We start from the raw sequence: 15,821 nt of genomic DNA on the forward strand, positions 1-15,821 counted from the left end.
TTTATAATAATCTCTTTTGTTAACTTTAAAAATTAATGCGTATGAAAAAGTATTTATTGTATGCTTGGATTGTATCAGCATTTTGTTCATGCAGTGAGAATAGCATGGAACCCCTTCCTATAGAAGTGGATGCTGATTGTGTAGACATTGTAAATGATGAAAGCTTTGTGCCGGTTAGTCAAGCCACAGAGGTGGCCGGCTTGTTTTTAGCTGCTAATGGTAAAGATGCGGTGACAACAAGAAATGGCTCTATTGAGCCAGATGCCTTTTCTGGTAAAACAGTAAAAGATATTAAGACGGTTTACGGTGAAGACAATACGCCTTCTATGTATATAATAAATTATGAAGGCGGTGGTTTTGTTATAGTAGGTGCTACCAAGAATTACTATCCGATTCTGGCATATTCAGATACTAACTCTATCAATATAGAAAAAGCTAAGCAGAGTGGCTTTTCTATTTGGATGGATGAAACAAATTGGGCTATTAAGGAAAGCGATATGCAAAATGCCGAGACTTTGGCAAATATGCGCTCTATGTGGGAGGCTTACGAAATACTGCCTGCCACAACACGTGATGCTACTTCTGATCATTATAGTGATGGGACAATGTTTCGTGAAAGGTTAGGCGAATTGTATACTTTGTGTCCGGGATATTCGTTTGGTCCTTTAAGTTCTGCAAGATCTTTTCTCTCACAATCAGATTATGAAAGTCTTGTAGAAAAGGCTAATTTTTATGGTTCTCCTCTTGAGTTTACAATAGTAGGATATAATAGTAATAACAGAAAAGTTGGGCCTTTGATGAATACAAAATGGGGGCAGGAGGGAGGATATAGTGCATTATGTCCGAATGAATATCCTGCTGGCTGTGTTGCCATTGCTATGGCTCAGATTGAGAAGTATCATGAATGGCCTCAATCCTTTGACTGGAGCGGTATGGCTAATGATAGACCGACTTCTGCATCTCAATCTCTAATAGCGATGATTGGTAAAGCCGTGAATATGGAATATGGTAAAGACGAATCTGGAGCTTCCTTAGGTGATGCCAAAAGAGGTTTTGAGGCAATGGGGTATGCAGTATCTAAAAAGGATCATGACATGTGGGATGTAGAAAGTGAAATCTATTTTAGAGGACGTCCTGTATATATGACAGGTGACAGGAAAAATTTTATCGGAATAACTTGGAAAGGGCATGCATGGGTTTGTGATGGTGCGGAAGAATATGGAAGTTCCTATAGCTATTTTGTGGAGTATCTTGTAAACCGTTCTACAAATCCAAGTTATTCAAGTTGTGGATTCCCTAATTATATGAATCCCACTACTACTTCTTTTGGTTCTGGTCGCATATATTTTCATATGAACTGGGGGTGGTATGGCACTGGTAATGGCTGGTTTAGTGGAAATAATGTGAATCCTACAGATGATAGGAACTATCAATACGACAGAGAAAATCTGTATGTTTCACCCTTAAAATGACGCATTATGAGAAGAGTATATATCTATTCATTGTTATTGTTTGCGATATGCTTTGCCGGTTGTGAACATAAATTGGACTCTTACCCGCCTCATCTCTATAGATACTATTTAGCATTCATAGATAAATCGGGTAATGATTTGCTTGCAGATGTACCATTTGAAATAAACAGCGAGAGGGATTCTGTTTTATTACGCGGAACTTATACTTTTGAGTTTATCAAATCAACGGAAGATGATTATTTTGATACCAAATCATTAATATTAGGAAAGGTAAGTGGCTATCAATCGCTACGCATTGATGTCTGCATGGAAGACTGGTATGGGCATAAGAAGCCGGAAGTCCTTACTCATAAACTTGCCTGTAAGCATATATTCGGTGATGAGAAAGTACATACGATTGTTTCTTATTGGAAGTTTGATACTGATTATCGGGAGGCAGAACTTATCCGTCTTACAATAGATGATGTGGAGAGTCCGATTCTTGAAGGTTTTGACAAATTTTATCCTCAAGCTCTTGTTAGCTTAGATAAATAGAGAGTATCTTATGTTTTTTATATGGACGATATAATGGTTGGTATACAGCTTATGATGTTAGTCCTATAGAAGATAGATTTATCAATATGATAGAGTAAGTTTGTATGTTTCACTTCAGAAAATATATTATGAGAAATTTTAGATTTTTGTTATTGACTGCTTTATTCCCTTTGATTTTCATGGGTTGCAAAAGTGAGGAAGACTCTTATCCTCCTATTCATTATGGATACAATTTAGCATTTGTCGATGAAAATGGCAATGATTTGATTGAGGGAATGCAAACCGGTCTTGGAAGAAATGGTAAGCCTGCTTTGAGAGAGAAAGATTACTCCTATAAATTGGTAGAACCCGATTCTAAAGATGACTTTACCGGACCGGACTGTATCTATGTGGAAAGCAGGGACGGACTTTTTACTTTGGCAATCTTTGATGCACTATGGGATGGATATAAATATGACAAGAAGCCTGAAGTATTGAGGCGTACGTTTGTTTGTCCCTATATCTTTGGTGACGGAGAGGAACATTCCATTATTTCCCATTGGAAGTACAATGATGGTTATGGCAGTGTTGAACTTATTAGAGTAACTATAGATGGTGTGGATGCCCGCATCGAATCAGGAGCAGACAAATATCACCCGTTAGTTGTCGTTGTGTTGGCAAAGTAACTTGTTTTTCTTAAATACTCTGTCTTGGTAAAATCAGCACTTTATCAAGACAGAGTTTTTATTCTTTGGATTTACCGCATCGCCAGCGCCTTATTTTCCGCCTCCTCCATAATCTCCCGTTCTCCCGGCCCTTTGTCATTGATGCCGCAAAGGTGGAGGATGCCGTGGATGATGACCCGGTACAGTTCGCGTTCGTAGTTGTTATCGGCGAACTGTTCCGCATTGGTGCGTACGGTATCAAGGCTGATGAAGAGGTCACCGCTGAGACGGTTTCCTTCGCAATAGTCGAAGGTAATGATATCTGTATAATAATCATGTTGCAGATATTGGCGGTTCACTTCGAGTATTTTCTCGTCCGAGCAGAAGATATAGGCTATTTCACCAACTCTTTTTCCGTAAGTGGCGGCTACGGATTTTATCCATTCCGTGGTTTCACGCTTCTTGATGGATGGCATTTCCACGCCGTCTGTCTGATAACTAATCATTTTATTTACGATTTAATGATTTACGATGTACGATTGAAATTACGTTCTTGCGATTAAGCTAGTTCTTTTAAAAGAAGAATAAGTAACTGATGATGATGGCTGCAATGATGCCGGAAAAATCGGCAATCAGCCCACACGTCACGGCATTCCTCGTTTTGGTGATACCTACGCTGCCGAAATACACAGCAAGGATATAGAACGTAGTATCCGAAGCACCGCGTACCACGCAGCTCATACGGCTGACGAATGAATCGGGACCATATTGCTTCATGGTGTCAATCATCAGTCCGTTGGCACCGCTGCCGCTCAGTGACTTCATCAAGGCAGTGGGCAGGGCACCTACAAAACTGGTATCTACACCGAATAGTCCTACTACATAACCGATACCGTTCACCAGTATATCCATGGCGCCGGAAGTGCGGAAAACGGCGATTCCAACGAGAAAAGCAACCAGATAAGGGATAATGCGTATGGCAGTGGTAAAGCCTTCTTTGGCTCCTTCTATAAAGGCATCGTATACATTGATTTTCTTCCATAGCCCCCAGAGGATGAACAGCAGGATGATGGAGAACAGCAGTATGTTGGCAATCAAAGTGGAATATACACCCATTTCATCACGGCTAATCTGTGTGAACAGATAAATGAGCGCGGCAAAGAAAAGACTGATGCAGCCAATCAGGATAAGTATGGGCTTGTTCAGCAGGTTGATGCGTTGTGCAATGCTGACGGCAATGACACCGACAATGGTCGAGATGGCAGTCGTTATCAGTGTGGGGATAAAGATGTCCGTGGGTTGGGCGGCACCCATCTGCGAGCGATACATCATGATGCTGACGGGGATAAGTATCAGTCCCGAGGTGTTGAGGACAAGGAACATGACCATCGGATTGGTGGCGGTGTCCTTTTTCGGGTTTAGTTCCTGAAGTTCCTTCATGGCTTTCAGCCCCATTGGAGTAGCGGCATTGTCCAGCCCCAGCATGTTGGCAGAGAGATTCATGAAAATGGAGCCCATGGCAGGATGTCCTTTCGGTATTTCGGGAAAGAGACGGCAGAATACCGGACTCAGCCAACGGGAGAGGGCATTGATCATGCCGCTGTTTTCGCCTATTTTCATCACGCCGAGCCAGAGGGCGAGTATTCCTGTCAGTCCCAGGGATATTTCAAAAGCTGTTTTGGAAGAGGAGAAGGTGGAGTTGACGAGTTCTGTGAATATCTCCACATCACCCATAAAAATGAGTTTGCAGAGGGCTACGATGAATGCGATGACGAAGAAAGCTACCCAGATGTAATTTAAAACCATGTATCGTTACTTTGTTTCTAGTGGATTAATATTTGTTTTCGTTGGCAAGATTCCAGGCGTTGAGGAAAGCTGCTTTGGTTATTTCTATCATTTTTTCCCAGTTCAGCCGGTCGGTGTGGTCCGAAGGCTGGTGATAATCGGGATGTCCGTCTGTGTGGTACCAGATGATGGGGATGTTGCACAGGGCAAAAGAAGCATTGTCACTTCCTCCCGTGGGGCGGTCCCAGGCGCGGTAGTCCGGTTGCAGGCGCAAGCTGTAGCGTGCAATGTCCTGCTTCAGCCAGTCGCCGAATACGGGGTGGGCGGCGGTGTAGAAGTAAACAACGTGTTGAGGCTGCTCGGGCTTATTGTTACGGCCTATCATGTCGAAATTGAGATAACCTTTCACCTGGCTGATGAAAGGACAGCTTTGTACAAAGTATTTTGAACCGAGCAATCCCTTTTCTTCCCCATCCCAAAAGGCAAAGATGACCGTGCGCAGAGGCTTCTGTCCGGTGGCAAGAAATGCACGGGCTATCTGCAGGACGGCAGAGACACCGGAGGCATTGTCGTCCGCACCGTTGTATATCCGGTCGTTTGCCAGCGTCTCGTCCACACCCAGATGGTCGAAGTGGGCACCTACGATGACATATTCATCCGGTCGTTCTCCCGGGATGGTTCCCAATACATTACTCATCTGCAGGATGCGGTGGACGCCTTGTTTAAGGATGGCGATGGAGTCGGGATGCACTTGCCACCGTCCCCGTTGTTGGCGTTCCTTGTTGTAAGCCTCGAAGGGCTGGTAATAATTGTCCTTTTCCAGCGGGGCAATGCCGGCTTCTTTCAGGCAGGATGCCAGATAGCGGGCAGCCAGTCGTGAACCGTGCATGCCTGCTTCGCGTCCTTGCAGCTCATCATCGGCCAGAAAGCCGACAATAGCCTTGGCCGAAGTGCGGCTGATGCTTTGCAACCCCTTTTCTTGTGGAGATTGTGCATGTAAGGATAGTGCGAAAGAAAGGCAGCAGATTGCTCCCAAAACAGCTTTATACATGTCGTACGGTTTTAAGGATTGGACATACCGGTTGCAAAATTAAAGATAACTTTCCATAGTTTCTATATAAATGTTGTATTTTTGTCCATTGGCGGATGAATTCAAATCCGTGTAAATCAAATGAGAGAAGGATGAAAAAGAAGAATGAAGCAGTGGAAACCGTCTTGTGCGAACGTGTGCTTTCGGCAGAAGAAGTGGCGTGCATCTCAGTACAGATTCAGCAGGAATTGGAGGCGTATATCGACCCGGTGAAAAGGGAGTATCTTCCCCGTTTCTTCAAGACCGGAAAGGGGCAGTATGGCGAGGGGGATAAGTTTCTGGGAGTGGTGGTACCCAACACCCGGCAGGTGGCAAAGCAGTACAAGCACGAACCTTTTGGGGTAATGGCAACCTTGCTTCAGAGTGAATGGCACGAGTGTCGCCTTTGTGCCTTGCTGATGTTGGTGGAGCGATTCAAAAAGAGCGATGAAAAGGGGAAAAAGGAGATTTATGACTTTTACCTTTCGCAAACGGGCCGTATCAATAATTGGGATTTGGTCGATTTGTCTGCCCCCGGCATTGTGGGCGAATATCTGAAAGACAAACCTCGCAAGGACCTCTACCGGCTGGCGGATAGTCCGCTGCTTTGGGACCAGCGCATTGCTGTGGTATCTACCTATACACTTATCAAAAATGGTGATTTCATCGATATATTAGCCCTTTCGGAACGGCTGCTCCATCATAAGCATGACTTGATGCAAAAGGCGGTAGGATGGATGCTCCGGGAGATGGGTAAGCGGGACAAGGACTTGCTGGTGCAATTCTTGGAGAAGCATTGCAGGACGATGCCGCGAACGATGTTGCGTTATGCGATAGAGAAGTTCCCGGAGGAGGAACGCAAGGAGTTTATGAAGCGCTGATGGGGAATGAAAATCGTGAAACTGTATTTTTATGGGTTTGCATTTTTATGTAAAGGTAGGCTTGCTTTGGGGGAACAGTAAATACTTTTCCATTTCTATACTTTTTAGGAAATAAATTAGTTCTTTTGCAGCAAGAACTATAAAACTGCTATGAAACGGGTCGATTCAGTCATATCACTGATATATTCTATGTCCAAAGCGGAAAAGAAAGCTTTCTCCGTCCAAATGTTGAAGGATAAGGAGGAAAAAGACTATTTGGTGATATATGATATCATTACCAAAAGTAAGCAACTGGATAGTAAAAATGTAAAGGGGGAATTTCATAAGCGCAGGCCTGGTGGTTCGTTTGAAGTCTCTATTCAATATTTGTATGAAAGACTGACGGATAGTTTGCTCACTTTGCGAAAGAAGAAAGATATCTATTATGACCTACTGAACAATTTGTGTAAAGCCCGTATGCTTTACGAACGTTCTTTATTTGAAGAATGTTTTGAGATACTTTCAGACACGATAGAACAAGCAACATATTATGAAAACAATGAAGTGCTGACCATTGCCTTAAAGCTGGAGTTGGAATATTTGCTGAGACTTAATTTCCCGAATTTGGCTGAATCTGAACTCTATCATAAACACTTTATGCAAAATGAAGCTTTAAAGAAAACCCGCAAAATTGTAGAACAGTCTTCTTTGCATAACTTGTTGAAGTACCGCCTTAGCCATATCGGTTCTATCCGAACTTCAAAACAGAAGCAAGATATGAATGACCTTATGGTTAATGAACTTTCCATAGCTGCTTCTTCCGGAATAGAAGGAAATTTTGAGTTAATGCGGAATCACAGACTTTTTCAAGCCAACTATTTGATGGGAGCTGGAGAATATAAAGCTGCCTTGAATTCTTATAAAGAGCTTAGCCGGCTGTTCGAGCAGAACCGGCAGTTCTGGTCGAATCCTCCTATCTACTATTTATCAGTACTTGAGGGGGTACTTGGCAGTTTGAGGGTCTGTGGACAATATGACGAAATACCTTACTTCCTGGACAAGTTGAAAAAGCTTATCTCGGATGCTTCTTCATTTGAATTTCAGGTGAACGCCATTTGCCTTCTCTTTCAGTATGAACTGTTTCCTTATTTAGATAATGGAGATTTTCTGGATTGTACAAAACTGATGGCATATTATCAGAAGTCACTTTATGATAAGGAAGCGTGGTTGAGCCCGGTGCGTAAAAGTGAATTGCTACTCTATACTGCACTTGTACATATAGGTAATCAGAATTACAAAGCAGCAAAGAAATACATAAGCAATGCCATTATTGATCATAATATAAAGTATCAACCTCTGATGAGGACTATCCGGCTAGTGCGCCTTATAGTTTATTATGAAATGCATGAATATGAGTTTGTATATCATGAATCACGTTCTATCAATCGTAGCCTTTCTTCTCCCAAAGAGCATACTTTCAAAACGGAGCATATCATTCTGTGGTTTCTGAACCAGCAGCATCTTCCAGTTTTGAGAAAAGATCGCGAAGCTTTTTGGGAGAAACTTCTTCCTGAAGTGCAGGCTTTGTATGATGATAAATATGAGAATCAGTTATTGCATCTTTGTGACCTTACTGCGTGGATAGAAGCCAAGATATTGAAGGAAAACTTGTCTGATGTACTGAAACGGCATATGCATATGAAAGAACTGCTTCAAAAATAGAATAAGTGGCAGAGTGCTGCCATAAAATACCTTCACTTATAGTTCTCTTTTTCTCTCTTGTAATTATATAAATATGGGATAAGAATACCCATAAAATCTGTTTTATATCTATTTATAGAAAGATATATATAGTTTGTAATTATATAAATGAATTAATAGTGTAAAGTTTTCCCTCTTATTATTTATTTCATTTGCATAATCTTAATTTTTAATATTATGGAGAGAGAATCTTTTATTTATAAACCAAAGATTGTAGTCATCGGAAGTTGTAATACGGATATGGTGGTAAAGGCTGGACGTTTACCAGTTCCAGGAGAGACTGTATTGGGAGGAACCTTTTATATGAATCCTGGTGGAAAAGGAGCCAATCAAGCCATTGCAGCCGCCCGATTAGGTGCTGAGGTTACATTAATTTCAAAGATTGGCTATGATTTGTTCGGGTTGCAAGCTTTGGAGATATACCGTTCTGAAAAAATAAATACAGAGTTCATCTTTACGGACCAAAAGAGTCCTTCGGGAGTTGCTCTAATTTCTGTAGATTCTTACGGAGAAAATAGCATCATTGTTGCACCAGGAGCGAGTCGTTCCTTATCGACCGAAGATATAGATAAAGCAAAAAGTAAATTGGAGGAGGCTGATATTATACTGATGCAATTGGAAGTACCCATTGAAACTGTAGAATATGCTGCTACTATTGCCAAAAGTTATGGAAAGAAGGTGATTTTGAATCCTGCCCCGGCTTCTGTTCTGAGTAATTCATTTTTGAGTTGTGTGCATACCATACTTCCAAATCGGATTGAGGCTGAAATGCTGTCGGGCATCAAGGTGATAGATGAGGAAAGTGCTTGGCGTGCAGCGAAAGCTATAGGTGAGAAAGGAATAGAGAATGTCGTCATTACATTAGGAAAAGATGGCGCTTATGTAAAGGAAAAGGAAGAATATACTATGATTCCTGCAAAGGAAGTAGAAACAATTGATACTACTGGTGCTGGAGATGTGTTTTGCGGAGCGTTTAGTGTCTATTTGTCCGAGAACCATACGCTGACAGAATCGGTGGAATTTGCCAATGCTGCGGCAGCTCTTGCAGTGACACGTATGGGTGCACAGAGTGCCATTCCTTATAAACGGGAGATAGCTTTATGAGATAAACCAACCTGAGTTATATTTATAAATCTGATAAAAATGAAAATTGTAGTTATTGGAAGTTCAAACATAGATATGGTTGCACAAGTCAGCCATCTTCCTGCACCGGGCGAAACAGTCGGAGACGCTTGTTTCATGCAGTTACTGGGAGGAAAGGGGGCAAATCAAGCTGTTGCGGCAGCACGGCTCGGAGCTTCTGTCACGTTTATCACTTCTTTGGGAAATGATATGTATGCGGATATTCTGAAAAAACAGTTCGAGAAAGAAGGTATCATTACGGATTACATCGTGGATGATGAATGCCATCCTACGGGTACTGCCCTCATCTTTGTGGCTGATAGTGGCGAAAATTGTATTGCAGTAGCTCCTGGAGCTAATTATTCTTTACTGCCAGATGCGGTGATACGTTTCGAAAAAGTCATTGATGAGGCGGATATGATTGTGATGCAGGCTGAGATTCCTTATGAAACGGTGAAGAAAGTGGCTTTATTGGCTAATGAGAGAGGGAAGAAAGTTTTACTTAATCCTGCTCCTGCTTGCCCAATTGATAGGGAATTGATGAATTCCGTTGATTTGTTGGTAGTGAATGAAGTGGAAGCTTCCTTTATTTCCGATATGAGTTATACGGGAGATAATCTTGATGAGATAGCTACTGCATTAATGGAATCAGGAGCACGTAATGTTATTATTACGTTGGGTAGCTGTGGGGTATATATGAAGAATAAAAAAGAAACTGTCCGTATTTCTGGTTATAAAGTAAATGCTGTTGACACAACTGCTGCAGGTGATACCTTTTGTGGTGCCTTAGCCGTGGCTTGTTCGCAGAGAGGTTTGGATAGGGAAGCATTGGAATTTGCTAATGTTGCAGCTGCAATCGCAGTTACCCGGATGGGTGCTCAGCCATCTATTCCTACACTTGAAGAAGTCGGACGTTTCAGACTTGAGAGGGAAATATCTTTATCGTTTAATCTTTAATATTTTGTACTATGTTTATTGTCAGCAGTTATACGTTAGCCGTTCTTTTCTGCTTTGTCACAATGATTTGCTGGGGCTCTTGGGGAAATACCCAGAAATTGGCGGGAAAGAGTTGGCGTTATGAGCTCTATTATTGGGATTATACCATAGGCATTCTGCTGTTTGCACTTCTTTTGGTATTCAGCTTAGGGAGTTTCGGAAGTCAAGGAAGAAGTTTTCTTGAGGACATTCGTCAAGTCAGTACGGAAAATATGGTCAGTGCATTTGTAGGAGGTGTGATTTTCAATGCTTCTAATATTCTTTTATCCGCTTCAGTTTCCATGGCGGGAATGGCGGTAGCTTTTCCGTTGGGTGTTGGGCTGGCATTGGTCCTGGGAGTTTTTATCAATTACTTTAGTGCTCCGAAAGGTAATCCGCTATGGTTATTTGTGGGGGTTCTTCTTGTGGTGGTTGCCATTGTCTGTAATGGAATGGCTGCAGGTAAGAAGCAGAATAGTGGTACTATTGGGAGCAGGAAAGGGATTGTTTTAGCAACGATTGCCGGTGTATTGATGTCCTTCTTTTACCGTTTTGTTGCTTCTGCCATGGATTTGAATAATTTTATTTCTCCCACACCTGGGATGGCTACTCCTTATACAGCATTTTTCATCTTTGCTGTCGGAATCTTTTTCAGTAATTTTATATTCAATACTTTGGTGATGAAACACCCTTTTGTGGGAGTATCTGTTACTTATAAGGAATATTTTGCGGGAAAAATAGAAACACATTTGGTTGGTATCTTAGGTGGATGCATCTGGGGGCTGGGAACGGCTTTGAGCTATATTGCTGCTGAAAAGGCAGGTACTGCTATTTCATATGCACTAGGGCAGGGAGCTCCTATGATTGCTGCTTTATGGGGAGTGTTTATTTGGAAAGAGTTTGCAGGAAGTCCGCGCGGAACGAATAGACTTCTGGCAATAATGTTTGTCTTCTTTATTTTAGGGCTTTCACTTATTATATTTTCGGGAGGTAACTGATCTCTCCGATGATTTGAATATAAATTGGCTTTATTAACTTTATTAAAATAATATGAAACAGAAAAGTGTAAAATGGTGGCGGTATTTCTTTCTACTGTGTTTGATGGGAATATCAGTATGTATGTATGCTTCCGGAGGAAAAAGAACCTTAAACGGATTGGTGACAGATGTTGAGGGTGTACCTGTTATTGGTGCTAATATTCTTGTTAAAGGCCAGACTACTGGTGTGATTTCTGATGTTGAAGGTAAGTTCTCCATAACGGTTTCTTCTCCAAAAGATGTGTTGGTCATCTCATACATCGGTTATAATACCGTAGAAATGATTGTGGGCGAGAAAACAAGCATTAACGTCCAGTTGACCGAAAGTTCTAATCTTCTAAATGATGTGGTAGTTATTGGGTATGGCTCTATGAAGAAGGGGGAAATTACAAGTGCCATTACGAATGTGAAGTCTGAAGACTTTATTCAAGGAGTTGTAAAAGATGCTACCCAGTTGTTGCAAGGCAAGGTTGCTGGTTTGCAAATGGCAAGCCCATCGGGAGACCCGACAGCAGGAGTGGAAATCAATATTCGTGGTGTATCCACGATTTCTGCGTCATCAGCCCCTTTGATTGTTATTGACGGCATTCCCGGAGGAAGTCTGAATTCCATTGCTCCCGAGGATGTGGAAACCATTGATGTACTGAAGGATGGATCGGCTGCGGCTATTTATGGAACTAGAGGAACAAATGGTGTGATAATCATTACTACAAAAAAAGCAAAGCAAGGCAAAGCGTCTTTGGAATACCATGGATATGTAGCATTCGAGTCTATACAAAAGCAGACGGATGTACTGACAGCATCTGATTACAGAAGACTAGCACAGGACCCTTTGTTTAAGGATAATATCAGTGATGAAGGTGCTGATGTCAATTGGATTGATGCAATTACCCGTAATCCCGTAAATCATACTCATAATTTGTCTTTGCGTGGAGGAACTGAAAAGACAAACTATATTGCTTCGATAACCTATAGAAAGCAGGATGGTATCTTGTTGAATACAGGCAAGGAAGCTTTGACATTCAAGATTGGATTGAATCATTCGATGATGGATGACAAATTGAAAATACAGTTGAATGTCAACAATTCGACCATAAAGCAGGACGTTACTTGGTATAATGCTTATTTGCAGGCTTGCTTGATGAATCCGACGCGTCCGGTTTATAATGAAGACGGCTCCTATAAAGAATATGGAACTTCTTATAAGCCCTATAATCCGGTAGCTCTTCTGAATGAGGAAACAGACCAGGAAAAATGGAATCAACTTCTAGCGAGTGGGAAAATTACTTTTTCACCCATTGAAGGGTTGAATCTGAGTGCGATGGCGGCCATGCAGCGATATGACTCCATGAGGGACAAATGGAATACTTTCAACTATTTTACTACCACTATTGAAAATAAAAACGCTGAAGTAACCAAATGGGCAGCCGGCAGTATGGATCGGACTCTGGAACTGACAGCAGATTATTTTAAGACGATAGGAAAGCATGAGTTCTCGGGATTGGTGGGATATAGCTATCAAGATTTTGAAAGACAAGGCAGCCAGATGTATGCTATGGATTTCCCTACTGATATATTTGGCCCTTGGAATATTGGTACAGCCCAGTCTACAAAAGATGGTAAATCGACAATCAGTAGCTATAAAAATGGCAATAAGCTGATCTCTTTCTTTGGTAGACTTACCTATAACTATGATAACAAGTACATGCTGATGGGAAGTTTGAGACGTGAAGGGTCTTCAAAATTTGGCGTGAATCATAAATGGGGCTGGTTTCCTGCTATTTCAGCCGGTTGGAGAATTAGCGAAGAGAGCTTCATGAAAAATATCGGTTTCGTAGATGACTTGAAGTTGAGAGTTGGATTTGGTGTGACGGGAACAGAATTGTCAGATTCTTATCAGTCGCTGGTTTTATTGAACTATTCTGGTGTAGGCCAGATGAACGGGCAATGGACACAAGGAGTAGTACCGGCCTCTAATCCTAATCCAGATTTGAAATGGGAAACAAAATCGGAATGGAACTTAGGTATTGATTTTTCTCTTTTGAGTAGAAGATTGAATGGTACAATTGATCTTTATCAGCGGACAACTTCAGATTTATTGTCTGAATATCAAGTTCCTGTGCCACCTAACTTCATTAGTACGATGTGGGCTAATGTAGGCAAGATAAGAAATAGGGGAATTGAAGTAGCATTGGATGGAGAGGTTATCCGGACAAAGGATTTTACTTGGAGACTGGGAGGTAATTTCTCTTATAATGTCAACAAACTTTTATCTCTTTCCAATGACAAGTATCAAAGAGATTATTGGTATACGGGGTGGACTAGTTCAGGTATTCAGCAGACGACGCATATTGTAAAGGAGGGTGAACCGATAGGAAATTTTTACGGTTGGAAAGCAGTAGGACTTACCGATGATGGATTATGGTTGGTGGAAGGTGCTGATGGTAATCCTAAATTGGCCAGTGAAGCCGGACAGGAAGACAAACAAGTGATCGGTAATGGTTTGCCAAGTATGTATGCAGGTTTGAACACAACACTTTTATATAAAAAGTTTGATTTGGGAATATCTTTGAGAGGAGCTTTCGGCTTTGAAGTATTGAATGAGTATAGAATGCATTGGGAAACGATGAAGCGTATTAGTGAAGGTAATTTGCCGAAATCTGTATTGAAAAAACCTTTCGGGAGCCAGTCTTATGTTTTTGATTCTCATATGTACCATAGCTATTATGTTGAGAAGGGAGACTATGTGAAGTTAGACAATGTTACATTGGGTTATACTCTTAATCTGAATAATAAATATTTGAGAAGTGTGCGGTTATATGTGACGGGACATAATCTGCTTACTATCACTGGTTATGATGGACTGGATCCTGAAGTCAGTATTAAGGGTTTAGATCCTGGAGTTGAGCGTAAGGAGCTGTATCCTACAGTCCGTTCGTATACGGTCGGTGCTATTGTTAAATTTTAAAATGAAGAATGATGAAAAAATATAGTTTATATATATTGTTCCTGATGGGGTTGGGGGCAATGGCTGGTTCTTGCACAAATCTTGATGAGAAAATCTATGATAGGTTGGTAGACAACAACTTCTATAAAAATGAAAAAGATATCATTGCTGCCATTACACCGGTATATACGGATTATAGAGGACTTCTGGAATGGCGTAAGTGGTGGGACTTTGAAGAAACGACTGATGTGGCCGTAACACCGCGAGCAGCTTGGTTTGACGGAGGAATCTATATACGTCTGCATAAGCATACATGGAAACCGGAAGATCCCCATTTCTCAGATCTTTGGGGACAGGCCTACGGAGGAATCAGTAATTGTAATCGGGTAATTTATCAGCTTGACAATTTGGATTTCGAAGTTACTGGTAAGGAAAGTGTAATAGCTGAGTTGGAGGTAGCCCGTGCTTATTGGTATTACATACTATGTGAGGCTTTCGGTAATGTACCTATTGTAGACCGGTTTGATGTTCCGGAAGGTTTCTTGCCGGAAACCAGTAGCCGCGAAGAGGTGTTTGCATTTATAGAGAATAGTATAAAAAATAATGTTGATAAGCTGAGTGACGATACAAAGACTTACTATGGCAGATTCAATAAATGGAATGCCAAGATGTTACTGGCACGTCTTTATTTGAATGCAGAGTCATGGATAGGGAAGAATATGTATACGGAATGCATGGCACTTTGTACAGAAATAATGAACTCCAATAAATATGCCTTGGAGAATGATTATAGTGCACCTTTCTATGCCCAGAATGAAGGCTCCCAAGAGATTATATTTGCTTATCCGGCAGATGAGGTGAAGACTGGAAGTACCATTTACATGGCTTTGCAGAAAACTCTTCATCCTTCAAATGTAAAAACCTTTAATTTGCAGACATGGTTGGATAATGGGGTGTGTGCTGTTCCTACTTTTATAGATACTTATGAGGAAGGCGATAAGCGTTTACCGAAAACCTGGAGAATGGGGCAGCAGTATGGCAGTGACGGGTCTATCTTATATTGCACTGGACTTGTTCCTGGTTGGGAAGGAAAACCCTTGATTTATACAAAGGAAGTCAGCAATCTTGAAAATGGAGGAGAGGCTGAAGGTTACCGTTGCGGTAAGTATGAAATTAAAATGGGAACCTCGCGTGCGTTGGATAATGATTGGGTGGCTATGCGTTATGCAGAGGTTTACTTGATGAAAGCTGAGTGTATTTTACGTACAAATGGCAATGCGGAAGAAGCGGCACAGTTAGTCAATGAAGTACGGAAACGTGCTTTTGACGGTGACAACAATCTCTCTGGAGCTGATTTGTTGAAAACAACTAATGTAAATGGTGTTCCTGTACGTTTTGGAATTTTATTGGATGAATGGGGCCGGGAATTTGCTTTGGAAGGTTTGAGGCGTAGCCAATTGATACGTTTTGATAATAATTATACAAAAGGAGAATGGACTTTTCACGAACCTTCTAAAGAAACTTATTTAAACTTATTTCCTATTCCTTTGTCAGAGATACAAGCTAATAATAAATTGGAACAAAATGAGGGGTATAAATAGGGTGGTATATTGAA

The 15,821-nt window shown here is 41.4% G+C and carries 13 protein-coding genes; 10 read left to right on the forward strand and 3 right to left on the reverse strand.

The genetic code is table 11. The features are described 5' to 3' along the window. Positions 1 to 41: 41 nt before the first annotated feature. From DWX62_RS03895 to DWX62_RS03905, 3 genes are all read left to right on the forward strand, one after another. Positions 42 to 1,472, forward strand: a complete 1,431-nt coding sequence (locus tag DWX62_RS03895) for a C10 family peptidase (protein ID WP_016272137.1) — start codon at positions 42 to 44, stop codon at positions 1,470 to 1,472. 6 nt (positions 1,473 to 1,478) lie between these two features. Next, positions 1,479 to 2,006, forward strand: coding sequence for a hypothetical protein (locus tag DWX62_RS03900; protein WP_008662148.1), 528 nt, complete (start codon positions 1,479 to 1,481; stop codon positions 2,004 to 2,006). A 128-nt stretch (positions 2,007 to 2,134) separates the two neighbouring features. Next, positions 2,135 to 2,671, forward strand: coding sequence for a hypothetical protein (locus DWX62_RS03905; protein WP_117589459.1), 537 nt, complete (start codon positions 2,135 to 2,137; stop codon positions 2,669 to 2,671). A 71-nt stretch (positions 2,672 to 2,742) separates the two neighbouring features. Here the strand turns inward: DWX62_RS03905 and ybeY are convergent, their stop codons facing one another. The 3 genes from ybeY to DWX62_RS03920 all read right to left on the reverse strand — a co-directional run bounded on the left by ybeY (position 2,743) and on the right by DWX62_RS03920 (position 5,486). Then, the gene (gene ybeY / locus DWX62_RS03910; RefSeq protein ID WP_005826129.1) at positions 2,743 to 3,156 is read right to left on the reverse strand and encodes an rRNA maturation RNase YbeY; all 414 of its coding nucleotides are present in this window, start codon (positions 3,154 to 3,156) and stop codon (positions 2,743 to 2,745) included. A 67-nt stretch (positions 3,157 to 3,223) separates the two neighbouring features. Beyond that, a complete protein-coding gene (locus tag DWX62_RS03915; protein WP_005833907.1) occupies positions 3,224 to 4,456 on the reverse strand; it encodes a nucleoside recognition domain-containing protein in 1,233 nt (410 codons plus the stop codon). 25 nt (positions 4,457 to 4,481) lie between these two features. Continuing rightward, positions 4,482 to 5,486: a M20/M25/M40 family metallo-hydrolase gene (locus DWX62_RS03920; protein WP_005826125.1), complete on the reverse strand. Its 1,005-nt coding sequence runs from the start codon at positions 5,484 to 5,486 to the stop codon at positions 4,482 to 4,484. A gap of 131 nt (positions 5,487 to 5,617) precedes the next feature. Here DWX62_RS03920 and DWX62_RS03925 point away from each other — a divergent pair, with 131 nt between their 5' ends. The 7 genes from DWX62_RS03925 to DWX62_RS03955 all read left to right on the forward strand — a co-directional run bounded on the left by DWX62_RS03925 (position 5,618) and on the right by DWX62_RS03955 (position 15,807). Further along, entirely contained in the window at positions 5,618 to 6,385 is a 768-nt protein-coding gene (locus tag DWX62_RS03925; protein ID WP_005826124.1) for a DNA alkylation repair protein, read from the forward strand. Positions 6,386 to 6,535: 150 nt separating this feature from the next. Next, a complete protein-coding gene (locus DWX62_RS03930; protein WP_008662136.1) occupies positions 6,536 to 8,086 on the forward strand; it encodes a hypothetical protein in 1,551 nt (516 codons plus the stop codon). A 216-nt stretch (positions 8,087 to 8,302) separates the two neighbouring features. Further along, the gene (gene rbsK / locus DWX62_RS03935; RefSeq protein ID WP_005826122.1) at positions 8,303 to 9,229 is read left to right on the forward strand and encodes a ribokinase; all 927 of its coding nucleotides are present in this window, start codon (positions 8,303 to 8,305) and stop codon (positions 9,227 to 9,229) included. Positions 9,230 to 9,268: 39 nt separating this feature from the next. Beyond that, positions 9,269 to 10,204 (forward strand): ribokinase, encoded by a 936-nt coding sequence (rbsK, locus tag DWX62_RS03940; protein WP_005826121.1) that lies wholly within the window; start codon positions 9,269 to 9,271, stop codon positions 10,202 to 10,204. 11 nt (positions 10,205 to 10,215) lie between these two features. Next, complete coding sequence (locus DWX62_RS03945) at positions 10,216 to 11,220, forward strand: GRP family sugar transporter (protein ID WP_005826120.1); 1,005 nt, start codon at positions 10,216 to 10,218, stop codon at positions 11,218 to 11,220. A 52-nt stretch (positions 11,221 to 11,272) separates the two neighbouring features. After that, positions 11,273 to 14,227, forward strand: a complete 2,955-nt coding sequence (locus tag DWX62_RS03950; RefSeq protein ID WP_005826119.1) for a TonB-dependent receptor — start codon at positions 11,273 to 11,275, stop codon at positions 14,225 to 14,227. An 8-nt stretch (positions 14,228 to 14,235) separates the two neighbouring features. Then, positions 14,236 to 15,807 (forward strand): RagB/SusD family nutrient uptake outer membrane protein, encoded by a 1,572-nt coding sequence (locus DWX62_RS03955; RefSeq protein ID WP_120172600.1) that lies wholly within the window; start codon positions 14,236 to 14,238, stop codon positions 15,805 to 15,807. Positions 15,808 to 15,821 lie beyond the last annotated feature (14 nt).

Source organism: Bacteroides sp. AF20-13LB, from assembly GCF_003603065.1.
Taxonomy (GTDB): Bacteria; Bacteroidota; Bacteroidia; order Bacteroidales; family Bacteroidaceae; genus Bacteroides; species Bacteroides uniformis.